Raw genomic sequence first — 13044 nt, forward strand, 5'->3', positions numbered from 1 at the left:
GGGGACTACACAGGGGTGCTCGTGATGCTCGTGGTGCCCGGGTGCCGGTGCGCGGACGTGTTCAGACCGCGAGGGGGCTCGCCACCGAGCACGGCGGTCCACGCCGTCCCAGGGAGTGCACCAGCAGCCGCTCACGGGCGGTGGCCGTACGGTGCGTGGTGCGCGGCAGCCGGCTGACCGCGGGGGTGCGCCGGCCCGTCAACGCGGTGACGGCGAGCAGCAGCGGCCGGAAGCCGACCGCCGTCGCCGCGCGCAGCAGTTCGGTCAGCGCGCGCTCGCCGCGGCGCAGATACGCGGCGGCCAGCAGTCCCACGCCGATGTGCGCGCCGAGCAGCAGCCAGGCGGCGGTGGCGTCGGTGTGCGCGAGCAGCGCCGCCGCCTGCTGGGGATCGTCGGTCATCCGGGCCAGCGGGGTGCCCACGCTGCCGCCGCTGCACAGCACGTCCAGGCCGACCGCGCGCAGCGGTCCGGCGACCGGGCCGCCCGCCCTGCCGTAGCAGGCGTGCTGGCCGGTGGTGAAGACCGTGTCGGCGGCCAGTTCCAGCGGGATCAGGAGTGCGGCGATCCGGCCGAAGCCGCGCTCGCGGCCCGCCAGCGCGTACGCGAGCACGAACACGGTGGCCGCGATGGCGGCCACCGTGCCGAACGGAAGGGGGACCCGGGACAGCAGCACGTGCGACGCGGTGCTGAGCGTCACGACCAGTGCCGTGAACAGCGCCGCGCGTACGGCCCTGAGCTGGATCCCGGATATGTCCATAGCGGAGTGAGTGTGTCATGCGCTCCGGTAAGGGACCCTTAAAGGGTTCCTGTGAGCGTACGGATGGTTACAGACCCGGAATCCGGCCGTTGCGGAACAGGTCGACGAAGATCTGGTGGTCGGCACGCGCGCGCGTGCCGTAGTCGTGCGCGAAGTCGACCAGGACGCCCGCGAAGCCGTCCTCGTCGGCCGCGATCGCCGCGTCGATGGCGCGCTCGGTGGAGAACGGCACCAGGGACTCGCCGGACTGGTCGTCGGCCGCCGCGTGCATGGTGGCCGTGGCCCGCCCGAGGTCGGCGACGACGGCGGCGATCTCCTCCGGGTCGTCGATGTCGCTCCAGTCCAGGTCCACCGCGTACGGCGACACCTCGGCGACCAGCTGCCCCGAGCCGTCCAGCTCGGTCCAGCCCAGCCACGGGTCCGCGTGCGCCTGGAGGGCGCGCTGGGAGATCACCGTGCGGTGGCCCTCGTGCTGGAAGTAGTCCCGGATCGCCGCGTCCGTGATGTGCCGGGAGACGGCCGGCGTCTGGGCCTGCTTGATGTAGATCACCACGTCGTTCTCCAGGGCGTCGCTGTTGCCCTCAAGAAGGATGTTGTACGACGGCAGCCCCGCCGAGCCGATGCCGATTCCGCGGCGGCCGACGACGTCCTTCACGCGGTACGAGTCCGGGCGGTCCAGGGAGGACTCGGGGAGGGTCTCCAGGTAGCCGTCGAAGGCCGCGAGGACCTTGTAGCGGGTGGCCGCGTCCAGCTCGATGGAGCCGCCGCCCGAAGCGAACCGGCGCTCGTAGTCGCGGATCTCCGTCATCGAGTCCAGCAGCTCGAAGCGGGTCAGCGAGCGGGCCGTGCGCAGCGCGCCCAGCAGCGGGCCGTCGGCGGTGTCCAGGGTGAACGGCGGCACCTCGTCGCTCTTCGCGCCGGTCGCCAGCGCGTGCACCCGCTCGCGGTACGCGCCCGCGTAGATCTTCACCAGCTCGGTGATCTGCCCGTCACTGAGCGCCTTCGCGTACCCGAGGAGCGCGATGGAGCCCGCGAAGCGCTTCAGGTCCCAGGTGAACGGGCCGACGTAGGCCTCGTCGAAGTCGTTGACGTTGAAGACCAGGCGGCCGTTGGAGTCCATGTACGTGCCGAAGTTCTCGGCGTGCAGGTCGCCGTGGATCCACACGCGTGAGGTGCGGTCGTCCAGGTACGGGCCGCCCCGCTTCTCCGCGTCGAGGTCGTGGTAGAAGAGGGCCGCCGTGCCCCGGTAGAAGGCGAAGGCGGAGGCCGCCATCTTCCGGAACTTCACGCGGAACGCGGCCGGATCGGCGGCCAGGAGCTCGCCGAAGGCGGTGTCGAAGACAGCGAGGATCTCCTCGCCGCGGTGCTCGTCGTTGAGCTGCGGAACCGACATCGCTCTGTGCCTCCTGGTACGGGTGGTACGTGACATGTGACGGGTCTGTCGTCACTTTCCAACGCTTGAAGGTACGTGGGAGTGCCCGCCTTGTGTCAGTCCCGAGGCATAGGATTCGATGCTGTCCCCCCCAGACCGTCCGCTGCCCGTCGTCGATCGTTTCCCCTGGAGGCCAAGCCGTGTCAAAGCCGCCGTTCACGCACCTGCACGTCCACACCCAGTACTCGCTGCTGGACGGTGCCGCGCGGCTGAAGGACATGTTCAACGCGTGCAACGAGATGGGCATGACCCATATCGCGATGTCCGACCACGGCAATCTCCACGGGGCCTACGACTTCTTCCACACGGCGAAGAAAGCGGGTGTCACGCCGATCATCGGGATCGAGGCGTACGTCGCCCCCGAGTCCCGGCGCAACAAGCGCAAGATCCAGTGGGGCCAGCCGCACCAGAAGCGCGACGACGTGTCCGGTTCCGGTGGTTACACCCACAAGACGATCTGGGCGGCGAACAAGACGGGCCTGCACAACCTCTTCAAGCTGTCCTCGGACGCGTACGCCGAGGGCTGGCTCCAGAAGTGGCCGCGCATGGACAAGGAGACCATCTCCAAGTGGTCCGAGGGGCTCATCGCCTCCACCGGCTGCCCCTCGGGCGAGCTGCAGACCCGGCTGCGCCTCGGGCAGGAGGAAGAGGCCCTGAAGGCGGCTGCCGAGTACCAGGACATCTTCGGCAAGGACCGCTACTTCCTGGAGCTGATGGACCACGGCATCGAGATCGAACGCCGGGTCCGTGACGGCCTGTTGGACATCGGCAAGAAGCTCGGCATCCCGCCCCTGGTGACCAACGACTCGCACTACACGTACGCGCACGAGGCGACCGCCCACGACGCCCTGCTCTGCATCCAGACCGGCAAGAACCTCTCCGACCCGGACCGCTTCCGCTTCGACGGCACCGGCTACTACCTGAAGTCCACCGACGAGATGTACGCCGTGGACTCCTCGGACGCCTGGCAGGAGGGCTGCCGCAACACCCTCCTGGTCGCCGAACAGATCGACACCACCGGCATGTTCGAGGCCAAGAACCTCATGCCGAAGTTTGACATCCCGGACGGCTATACGGAGGTCACCTGGTTCAAGGAGGAGGTGCGCCTCGGCATGGAGCGCCGCTTCCCGGGCGGCGTCCCCGACGACCGCCAGAAGCAGGTCGACTACGAGCTGGACGTCATCATCCAGATGGGCTTCCCGGGCTACTTCCTCGTGGTCGCCGACTTCATCATGTGGGCGAAGAACAACGGCATCGCGGTCGGCCCCGGCCGAGGCTCCGCGGCCGGCTCGATCGTCGCGTACGCCCTGGGCATCACCGACCTCGACCCGATCCCGCACGGCCTGATCTTCGAGCGGTTCCTCAACCCCGAGCGCGTCTCCATGCCCGATGTCGACATCGACTTCGACGAGCGTCGGCGCGTCGAGGTGATCCGGTACGTGACCGAGAAGTACGGCGCCGACAAGGTCGCCATGATCGGCACCTACGGCAAGATCAAGGCCAAGAACGCCATCAAGGACTCCGCGCGCGTGCTGGGCTACCCGTACGCGATGGGCGACCGCCTCACCAAGGCGATGCCCGCCGACGTCCTCGGCAAGGGCATCGACCTCTCCGGCATCACCGACCCCAAGCACCCGCGCTACGGCGAGGCGGGCGAGATCCGCGGGATGTACGAGAACGAGCCGGACGTCAAGAAGGTCATCGACACCGCCAAGGGCGTCGAGGGCCTGGTCCGGCAGATGGGTGTGCACGCGGCCGGCGTCATCATGTCCAGCGAGCCCATCGTCGACCACGCCCCGATCTGGGTGCGGCACACGGACGGCGTGACCATCACACAGTGGGACTACCCGCAGTGCGAGTCGCTCGGCCTGATCAAGATGGACTTCCTGGGGCTGCGCAACCTCACGATCATGGACGACGCCGTGAAGATGGTGAAGTCCAACAAGGGCATCGACCTGGAGATGCTCGCCCTTCCCCTGGACGACCCCAAGACGTACGAACTGCTCTGCCGCGGTGACACGTTGGGCGTGTTCCAGTTCGACGGCGGCCCGATGCGTTCGCTGCTGCGCCAGATGCAGCCCGACAACTTCGAGGACATCTCCGCCGTCTCGGCCCTGTACCGCCCCGGCCCGATGGGCATGAACTCGCACATCAACTACGCCGAGCGCAAGAACAAGCGCCAGGAGATCACCCCGATCCACAAGGAGCTGGAGGAGCCTCTCGAAGAGGTCCTCGCGGTCACCTACGGCCTGATCGTGTACCAGGAGCAGGTGCAGAAGGCCGCCCAGATCGTCGCCGGTTACTCGCTCGGCGAGGCCGACATCCTGCGCCGCGTGATGGGCAAGAAGAAGCCCGACGAGCTGGCGAAGAACTTCACCATCTTCCAGGAGGGCGCTCGGAAGAACGGCTACAGCGACGCGGCGATCCAGGGCCTGTGGGACGTCCTGGTCCCCTTCGCCGGCTACGCGTTCAACAAGGCGCACTCGGCCGCGTACGGACTGGTCTCGTACTGGACCGCCTACCTGAAGGCCAACTACCCGGCCGAGTACATGGCGGCGCTGCTCACCTCGGTCAAGGACGACAAGGACAAGTCCGCGATCTACCTGAACGAGTGCCGCCGCATGAAGATCAAGGTGCTCCCGCCGAACGTCAACGAGTCGGTGCACAACTTCGCCGCCCAGGGCGACGACGTGATCCTCTTCGGCCTGGAGGCCGTGCGCAACGTCGGCACGAACGTGGTCGATTCGATCATCCGCTCCCGCAAGGCGAAGGGGAAGTACGGCTCCTTCCCCGACTACCTGGACAAGGTCGAGGCCGCCGCCTGCAACAAGCGCACCACCGAATCCCTCATCAAGGCAGGCGCGTTCGACACCCTCGGGCACACCCGCAAGGGCCTCACCGCGCACTTCGAGCCGATGATCGACAACGTGGTGGCGGTCAAGCGCAAGGAGGCCGAGGGGCAGTTCGACCTCTTCGGCGGCATGGGCGAGGAGGACACCAGCGAGCCCGGCTTCGGACTCGACGTGGAGTTCACCACCGACGAGTGGGAGAAGACCTATCTCCTCGCCCAGGAGCGGGAGATGCTCGGTCTCTACGTCTCCGACCACCCGCTGTTCGGCCTGGAGCACGTGCTGTCCGACAAGGCCGACGCGGGCATCGCCCAGCTCACCGGAGGTGAGCACGCGGACGGCGCGGTCGTCACCATCGGCGGCATCATCTCGGGCCTTCAGCGCAAGATGACCAAGCAGGGCAACGCCTGGGCGATCGCCACCGTCGAGGACCTCGCGGGCTCCATCGAGTGCATGTTCTTCCCGGCGACCTACCAGCTCATCTCGACCCAACTCGTCGAGGACACCATCGTGTTCGTCAAGGGCCGCCTCGACAAGCGCGAGGACGTGCCCCGTCTGGTCGCGATGGAGATGCAGGTCCCGGACGTGTCGAACGTGGGCACCAACGCGCCCGTGATCCTCACCATCCCGGCGACCAGGGTCACCCCGCCGATGGTGAGCAGGCTCGGTGAGATCCTCAGCCACCACCGCGGCGACAGCGAGGTCCGCATCAGGCTCCAGGGCCCGACCAAGACCACCGTGCTGCGCCTGGACCGGCACCGGGTGAAGCCCGACCCGGCCCTGTTCGGCGACCTGAAGGTGCTGCTCGGCCCGGCCTGCCTGGCGGGCTGAGCGACGGACTCGCAGAAGTGACTGAGGGGCGCATCCGCCAACGGACGCGCCCCTCAGTCATTCAACAACCCTTGATACGGGCCTCAGTTGTGGCCGAAGCGCTTCTGCTTGCCCTTGCGGGCCATGTCGCTCGGCGTCGCCTGGGATATGCGCTGTTCGGCCTGTGCCTCCATCGAGGACGACGTGGCCTGCTCCTGGGCGCGCTCGGACTGGGGCTGCTTACGGTCACGATGCTTGTTCTTGGCCATGATGATCTGCCTCCTGAGGGGGGATCTAGGGGCCGGGACCGCGACCAGATTCACATAGGCTGACGAAGAACGCATTTCGGATAATTACCGTGTGTGACATGGTTGGTGCGAGACGGAAGCCCCGAAACGCCACGCCGAAGATCGAGTTTCGGGCCGTTAACCCCAGTGCGGTCGGGCAGACTCGAAGCGAGCCCGAAGCAAAACCGACCGGGAAGAGGGTGAGTCGCGTGGACCGCTGCATCGTCCTGGTGGACGCCGGGTACCTGCTGGGGGCGGCGGCCAGTCTCCTCGCCGGAGAGCCCTCGCGTTCCCGTATCACCGTCGATCACGCCGCCCTCATCCAGGGTTTGCGCGAGCGAGCCGAGTCCGACACGGAACGGCCCCTGCTCCGCATCTACTGGTTCGACGGCGCCCCCGACCGCGTCCCGCAGCCCGAGCACCGCAGGCTGCGCGTGATGCCCCGGGTCACCGTCCGCCTCGGCGCCCTGACCCGCAGCGACGGCCGCTGGGCGCAGAAGGGCGTCGACGCCGCCATGCACGCCGAACTGACCGAGCTGGCCCGCAACCGCGCCTGCTCCGACATCGTCCTCGTCACCGGCGACGGCGACCTGCTGCCGGGCATGATGGCCGCCAAGGAGCACGGCGTCGCCGTACACCTGTGGGCCGTGCAGGCCGCCGACGGGGACTACAACCAGTCCGAGGACCTGGTCGCCGAGGCCGACGAGCGGCGGGTGCTCGACCGGACGTGGATCACCAAGGCCGTACGGGCGAAGGACCTCGGCGGGGTGTGCGCGCCGCAGCCCGTGCCCAGGCCGGAGATCGCCGCGATCCTGTCCGCGCCGCTGCCCGAGTCGGCGCCCGCGACGCGCGAGCGGGTGGTCGAGGACGGCGAGCACGCGGCGGCCGAGGCCGGCTCGGAGAACGGCACACAGGAGCGGGTCCCCGCGCCCAAGGGCGTGCCCACCCCGAAGGACCTGGCGAGCCTCAAGGCCCCGGGAGCCGCCGCGCCCGCGCCGCATCCCGCGAGCGCCACCCTGCGCTGGTCCTCCGACAAAGGGTGGGTCGACCGGCCGGGCGGGGCCGCCGAGCCGCCCGAGGTCGCCTCGATGCCGACGCTGGCGCAGCTGACCACCGCCGAGCAGCGCTGGGCCGACCGCGAGGAGGACATCACCACGGTCGGCGGCGACCCCTTCGAGGTCGGACAGGTGTTCGCCCGCCGATGGATGGGCCGCCTCGGGGACCAGGGCGCCCACCTGCAGAAACTCTCCGGAATGTATCCCCGCGTCCCGCACCGCATCGACGGGGAACTGCTCCGCTACGCGGCCCGTTTCGGACTCCTCGCCCACAAGGACGACCAGATCGACGAGCACGACAGGTACGCGATCCGGGCCGGGTTCTGGCGCGAGATCGACGTACGGACGGCGGCCGAGCACGCCCCCGCGGGGGATTGACGCTCTTTACCGGGGTATTTGCGGTTCTCGACCCACCCGCGAACGGGCGGGGGCCGCGGACCCCGTAGTCTCGTCCACGTGAGTACGCGCGCGGGACAGGCACTTCGACACGGTGGGGATGTCGTGTGCGCGGTGCGCGGACTCAGCAAGACCTATCCCGCGGTGCGCGGCCGGCGCGGTGCGCCGGGCACCCCCGAGGTACGGGCCACCGACGCGGTGACCCTCGACATCCGCCGGGGCGAGATCTTCGGACTGCTCGGACCGAACGGCGCCGGCAAGTCCACCCTCGTACGCCAGCTCACCGGGCTCATGCGGCCCGACGCGGGCAGCGTCGAGATCCTCGGGCACGACATCGTCCGCCACCCGGAGCGCGCCGCGCGGATCCTCGCCTACCTCGGCCAGGAGTCCACCGCGCTCGACGAACTGACCGTGTCCCTCGCCGCCGAGACCACCGCGCGGCTGCGCGGCCTGGACCTGCGCGAGGCACGGGCCGAACGGGACGCCGTACTGGACGAGTTGGGGCTCACGGCCATTGCCGGACGGCCGCTGAAGAAGCTGTCCGGCGGGCAGCGGCGGCTGGCGTGCGTGGCCGCCGCGCTGGTCGGGGAACGCCCGCTGCTGGTGCTCGACGAGCCGACCACCGGGATGGATCCGGTGGCGCGGCGGGCCGTGTGGGCCGCCGTCGACCGGCGCCGGGCCGAGCGCGGGTCCACCGTGCTGCTCGTCACCCACAACGTCATCGAGGCCGAGACCGTCCTCGACCGGGTCGCCGTCCTCGACCAGGGCCGGGTCATCGCCTGCGACAGCCCCGCCGGGCTCAAGGAACAGGTCGCCGGAGAGGTGCGGGTCGAGCTGGTGTGGCGGGAGAAACCGCCGCTGGACGTCCCGGAGGTCGCCGCGCTGCGGGACCGGGCCGTCGAGTCCGGCCGCCGCTGGACGCTCAGGCTCGCCCCCGAGGAGGCCCGGGTGGCCGTCGCCACGGTGACCGGCGGGGCCGCCTTCGCCGCCCTGGACGACTTCACCCTGGCCACGCCCAGCCTGGAGGACGTCTATCTGACCCTGGGCGGAAACGGACAGGGGCTGGTGAAGGCATGAGTACACGGGCCGTCGTATCCGTATCGGACAGGGCGACTGCCGGCGTCGAGAGGAGCAGCGGGACGTGAGTGTCGTATCCGCCGATGTTCTGCCGAGTGGCCCGCTGGCCGTGCCGGAGGCCGCCGGGGCAGGCGCCGCCGAGCTGGGGCCGAAGGCGCGGCTGTGGCCCTCGCTGGCCGCCGTGTACCGGGCACAGCTCTCGCGGGCGCGGGTCGCGCGGATCCCGCTGCTGTTCGTGGCGACCTTCCAGTCCGTCGGCATCCTGATCATGATGCGCGGGGTCGTCGACGGCGGGAGCCATGACGCCCGGTTCGTCGTCGCGGGCTCGTCCGTGCTGGTCGTCGCCTACGTCGGGCTCAACCTGCTCGCCCAGTACTTCGGCCAGCTGCGCGGCAGCGGCGGGCTCGACCACTACGCCACCCTGCCGGTGCCGCCCGCCGCCGTGGTGCTCGGGGCGGCGGGGGCGTACGCCTCCTTCACCGTGCCGGGGACCGCGCTCACCGCCGTCTTCGGGTGTGTGCTGTTCGGGCTGCCGATGGGCAACATCTGGATCCTCGCGGCGGTGATCCCGCTCGCCGGAGCCGCCCTCGCCGGGCTCGGCGCGGCTCTGGGGCTGCTTGCGCCTCGCCCTGAACTCGCCACGCTGCTCGGGCAGTTGGGGATGTCCGCGGCTTTGTTGCTGGGTGTGTTGCCGGCTGATCGGATGCCCGACGCGGTGCGGTTCCTGCGGGACCTGGTGCCCTCGACCTACGGCGTCGAGGCCTTCGCGCAGACCTTCGCCGCGCACCCCGACTGGGCGCTGGTCCTCGGTGACCTCGCCGTATGCGCCGCGGTCGGCGTCGTTTCGCTGGCCGTCGCCGCCTGGGCCTACCGTCGGGCCGCCGTCCGGTGACGCGCCGCACAGCCGGGCCTGGCACGATGGCGTTGTGACCGCACCGCTGACTCCGCCTCCGCCGCCGCGTGACCAGTCCTCGCACGACCCGTGGCAGCCGCCGGGTGACCAGGGCCCCCAGGGCGACCCCGGTGCCCCGAGCGCCGGGTATCCCGTGTACGCCCCGCAGGACGTGTCCTACGGCGCGGACGGGCCCGGAATGAAGACCGAACTGATCGAGGCCGTGGTCGCCACGGTCGTCGTGGCGCTCGGCGGGGTGCTGCTCGGGCTGCTGTGGTGGTGGCTGGCTCCGCATGTGCCGCTGGTCGGGGACGTGGTCGACAAGAGCTGGGTCGTCTACCTCAAGGACTCCGAGGGCGAGCAGGCGGTGGGGGTGGACGGAACGTTCACTCTGCTCGCGGTCGGTTTCGGCGTGCTGAGTGCGCTTGCCGCGTTTCTGCTGCGGCGGCGTGGGGGAGTGCCGCTGGTGGTCGCGCTGACCGTGGGTGGGCTGCTGGCCTCGCTGCTCGCTTGGCGGCTGGGGATGTGGCTGGGGCCGACGAAGGACGTGCTCGCGCATGCCAAGTCCGTGGGCAAGGGGGTCACGTTCTCGGCGCCGCTGAAGTTGGGGGCGAAGGGGGCGTTGCTGGCCTGGTCCATCGCTGCGCTGGTGGTTCATCTGGGGTTGATCGCGTTGTTCGGGCCGCGGGATCCTGAGCCGCAGGGTGTTCCTACGGACGGTTACGGGGCGCCGCTGTCGTAGGGGCGGGGGGTTTCTTCGCCCCCGCCGCCCCTACCCGTCCCGTCCCTGGGGGCTGCCGCCCCCAGACCCCCGCTTCGGCCTGGACGGCCTCGTCCTCAAACGCCGGACGGGCTGGATATGGCCGACCCGTGTTTCTATGCCGGCCGGTGTCCATGGTTCGAGCGGCGCTTCTTGATGCGCCACTTTCGTTTCCTGGTTTTCTTCGACATGCCCCTTGTGCTTAACCGAGGACGGGGCCGGCGTCGAGGGGTCACGCACGGCCGATGGGGGCCAGTACCGCTGCCGTGAGGGTTGCCAGGTCGTCGGGGGAGAGTTCCACCTCCAGGCCGCGGCGGCCCGCCGAGACGCAGATCGTGGCGTGGGCCGAGGCCGAGGCGTCGACGACCGTGCGGAGCTTCTTGCGCTGGCCGAGGGGGGAGATGCCGCCGCGGACGTAGCCCGTGGTGCGTTCGGCGAGGGTCGGGTCGGCCATCGCCGCGCGTTTGCCGCCCACCGCCGTCGCCAGGGCCTTCAGGTCCAGCTGGCCCGCCACCGGGACCACGGCCACCGTCAGTGTGCCGTCGACGTCCGCGACCAGTGTTTTGAAGACGCGGTCGGGGGAGACACCCATCGCCTCGGCGGCCTCCTCGCCGTAGGACGGGTGCGCGGGGTCGTGGTCGTAGGCGTGCACCTCGTAGGGCACTCCGGCGGCCGTGAGGGCCACGGTGGCCGGGGTGCCGCCGGACTGGGGCTGTTGTTGTTTCCTGGACTTCTTCGCCATCGTCGGTCTCAGTTCAGGCTTGTCGGGTTGCGCGTCAGGTCGGACGCGGGCAGGGACGGCAGATTGCGGATGATGGCCGTCTCGGAGCGCAGGAGCTTCAGTTCGTCGCGCAGCCGGGAGGCGGTGTCGGGGGCCTGGAGCAGGCGCTGCTTGGTTGCCGTGTCGAGCATCATCGCTGCGGCTACCAGGTACGACACCACCGCCGGTTCGTCGGGGAGTTCCGCGTCGCCGGTCGACAGGGAACGCTCGCGGGCGCCCGCGAGGCGCTTCTGGTACTGGCGGAACGCGCGTAGCACTCCCTCGGCCAGCGCGCCCGCCTCGTCGCCCTTCTCCTCGGGCAGTTCCTCCAGCTCGGCCGTCAGGAACGGGCCCGAGGCGTCGACGGTGAGCAGCCGCATCCGGGTGGTGCCCGTCGCCAGCACCTCGAAGGTGCCGTCGGCGCGCTCCCGGATGGTGGCCGCGTCGGCGACGCAGCCCACCGAGTGGAAGGCCTTGAGCGGGTCGGGGCCGAAGCCTGCCGTGGGCCCGCGTTCGGGCACGGCCGTCTGGTCGGGCATGCCCTGGGCGGACGGGGCCACCTCGTGGCCGTCACGGATGGCGACGACGGCGAATCGGCGCGGTTCCTCCTCGGGGGTCTTGAGCAGTTCGCGCATCATGGCGCGATAGCGCTCCTCGAAAATGTTCAGAGGAAGCACGAGCCCCGGGAACAGAACCGAGTTCAGGGGGAAGAGCGGCAGCCGGACGGTGGTCACGGCGCAAAAGCCTAGTGGTCGCGGGAGCGGGCGCGACCGTCGTGCTCACTCCGTGGATGGGGCGGCGCGTCCGCGAAGCCCCGCGGCTGCCCCGGAATCGCCGTGAGACAGGGCGGGACCGGCCCGCCCAGGGGCAGGTGCGAGGCGACCGCGATCCGCACTCCGTCGCGCACTTCCAGGAACTGTCCGAGCGGGTCGTCCGAGATCCGGTCCCAGGGGAAGGACGTGGCGTACGGGCCGATCAGGCGCAGCTGGTCGAGGGCGTCGGGCCAGCGTTCGAGGCGGACGAGGACGTAGGCCAGCAGGTTGCGGACCTCTGCGGGCCAGGGGTCGGCCGCCGCGTAGCCGGCGGAGAGGGCGATCCCGAGGTCGGCCGCCGCGTCCAGCCGGGCGCGCGGCACCGTCGCGCCGCAGCCGTCGGTCAGACAGGCGAAGGCGGCCCGCACCGGCAGCGCCTGGACGAGGGAGCCGGGCAGGGCGTCCTGCGCGGCCCGTTCGGCGAAGTCGAAGCACTCGCGGTGGGAGTGCCGCGCGGTGTGGGGCGTGTCGCCCCGCTGGGCGCAGCAGGCGGCCGAGAGGTACTGGAGGGCGGCCACATGGCAGCCGTAGTGGTGCGGGGAGCGGCGGACCGCCTCGCCCCACAGCCGTTCGAACCCGGCGTGTCCGGCGTGGGTGCCCCGCGCGTGGTCCAGGGCGATCCGCCAGGGCACCGGGTCGCGCGGTCCGGCCTCGGCCGCCGCCGTGATCAACGGGCCGAGTTCGCCGAGCAGTTCGGCGCGGGCGGGCGATGCCCAGCAGCGGTCCACCGCCAGCTGGGCGCCGACCAGCAGCGCGTCGGAGTCGTCCGGGGCGGCGGCGTGCCAGTCGGCCAGCCACTCGGGACGGGAGCGGGCGAAGGCCGAGAGGCGACGCGTGTAGCGGTCGCGGTCCTCCCACTCGGCGGACGCGCGGGTGGTGGCCAGCAGCTCGGCGGCCGGCCCGTACTCGCCCCGTCCGGCCGCGACCAGTGCGGGGCCGAGCCGGTCGTCGGGCGCGTCGAGAAGGACCTCGTCGTCGGCCGGCAGTCCGGCGGCGGGCCGCGAGGTGCTCCTTGCCATCCGGGCGGTGCGGATGAAGTCGCGCAGCAGAGCCATGGTGCCGACCATTGAATGACCGGGATTCGGAGTGCGCCAGACCGTTTGAGCACCCCATGGAAAGTTGTACGCGTCTCGGTCAAGCCCCGGTAAAAGGTGACT

General features: G+C 70.5%; 11 protein-coding genes. 5 read left to right on the forward strand and 6 right to left on the reverse strand.

Annotated elements, in window-relative coordinates; all coding sequences use genetic code 11:
• Nucleotides 1-61 precede the first annotated feature (61 nt).
• Entirely contained in the window at nt 62-757 is a 696-nt protein-coding gene (locus ACIBJH_RS32735) for a hypothetical protein (RefSeq protein ID WP_399120527.1), read from the reverse strand.
• A gap of 67 nt (nt 758-824) precedes the next feature.
• Nucleotides 825-2150: a DUF2252 domain-containing protein gene (locus ACIBJH_RS32740; protein WP_399120528.1), complete on the reverse strand. Its 1326-nt coding sequence runs from the start codon at nt 2148-2150 to the stop codon at nt 825-827.
• Between the two features lie 179 nt (nt 2151-2329).
• On the opposite strand from ACIBJH_RS32740, the gene dnaE reads away from it, so the two are divergent.
• The gene (dnaE, locus tag ACIBJH_RS32745; RefSeq protein ID WP_399120529.1) at nt 2330-5869 is read left to right on the forward strand and encodes a DNA polymerase III subunit alpha; all 3540 of its coding nucleotides are present in this window, start codon (nt 2330-2332) and stop codon (nt 5867-5869) included.
• Between the two features lie 83 nt (nt 5870-5952).
• On the opposite strand, the gene ACIBJH_RS32750 is transcribed toward dnaE, so the two are convergent.
• Nucleotides 5953-6117: a hypothetical protein gene (locus ACIBJH_RS32750; RefSeq protein WP_019067731.1), complete on the reverse strand. Its 165-nt coding sequence runs from the start codon at nt 6115-6117 to the stop codon at nt 5953-5955.
• Between the two features lie 227 nt (nt 6118-6344).
• Between ACIBJH_RS32750 and ACIBJH_RS32755 the strand changes: the two genes are divergently transcribed.
• From ACIBJH_RS32755 to ACIBJH_RS32770, 4 genes are all read left to right on the forward strand, one after another.
• Nucleotides 6345-7568 (forward strand): NYN domain-containing protein, encoded by a 1224-nt coding sequence (locus ACIBJH_RS32755; RefSeq protein ID WP_399120530.1) that lies wholly within the window; start codon nt 6345-6347, stop codon nt 7566-7568.
• A gap of 123 nt (nt 7569-7691) precedes the next feature.
• Complete coding sequence (locus ACIBJH_RS32760; protein WP_399120716.1) at nt 7692-8663, forward strand: ABC transporter ATP-binding protein; 972 nt, start codon at nt 7692-7694, stop codon at nt 8661-8663.
• Nucleotides 8664-8727: 64 nt separating this feature from the next.
• Entirely contained in the window at nt 8728-9555 is an 828-nt protein-coding gene (locus tag ACIBJH_RS32765; protein ID WP_200714868.1) for an ABC transporter permease, read from the forward strand.
• Nucleotides 9556-9589: 34 nt separating this feature from the next.
• Complete coding sequence (locus tag ACIBJH_RS32770) at nt 9590-10297, forward strand: DUF2567 domain-containing protein (RefSeq protein ID WP_399120531.1); 708 nt, start codon at nt 9590-9592, stop codon at nt 10295-10297.
• 250 nt (nt 10298-10547) lie between these two features.
• Here the strand turns inward: ACIBJH_RS32770 and ybaK are convergent, their stop codons facing one another.
• From ybaK to ACIBJH_RS32785, 3 genes are read right to left on the reverse strand one after another with little or no spacing between them, the layout of a single operon-like run.
• On the reverse strand, nt 10548-11057 hold the full coding sequence (gene ybaK, locus ACIBJH_RS32775; RefSeq protein WP_399120532.1) for a Cys-tRNA(Pro) deacylase: 510 nt from the start codon (nt 11055-11057) through the stop codon (nt 10548-10550).
• Nucleotides 11058-11065: 8 nt separating this feature from the next.
• On the reverse strand, nt 11066-11809 hold the full coding sequence (locus ACIBJH_RS32780; RefSeq protein WP_399120533.1) for an LON peptidase substrate-binding domain-containing protein: 744 nt from the start codon (nt 11807-11809) through the stop codon (nt 11066-11068).
• An 11-nt stretch (nt 11810-11820) separates the two neighbouring features.
• Entirely contained in the window at nt 11821-12954 is a 1134-nt protein-coding gene (locus ACIBJH_RS32785) for a hypothetical protein (protein ID WP_399120534.1), read from the reverse strand.
• Nucleotides 12955-13044: the final 90 nt, after the last annotated feature.

Source organism: Streptomyces sp. NPDC050548, assembly GCF_044457385.1.
Taxonomy (GTDB): domain Bacteria; phylum Actinomycetota; class Actinomycetes; order Streptomycetales; family Streptomycetaceae; genus Streptomyces.

Coding starts and splice junctions, on each gene's coding strand:
- ACIBJH_RS32735 (WP_399120527.1), bottom strand. CDS start 757: ATGGACATATCCGGGATCCAGCTCAGGGCCGTACGCGCGGCGCTGTTC.
- ACIBJH_RS32750 (WP_019067731.1), bottom strand. CDS start 6,117: ATGGCCAAGAACAAGCATCGTGACCGTAAGCAGCCCCAGTCCGAGCGC.
- ACIBJH_RS32785 (WP_399120534.1), bottom strand. CDS start 12,954: ATGGTCGGCACCATGGCTCTGCTGCGCGACTTCATCCGCACCGCCCGG.
- ACIBJH_RS32740 (WP_399120528.1), bottom strand. CDS start 2,150: ATGTCGGTTCCGCAGCTCAACGACGAGCACCGCGGCGAGGAGATCCTC.
- ybaK (WP_399120532.1), bottom strand. CDS start 11,057: ATGGCGAAGAAGTCCAGGAAACAACAACAGCCCCAGTCCGGCGGCACC.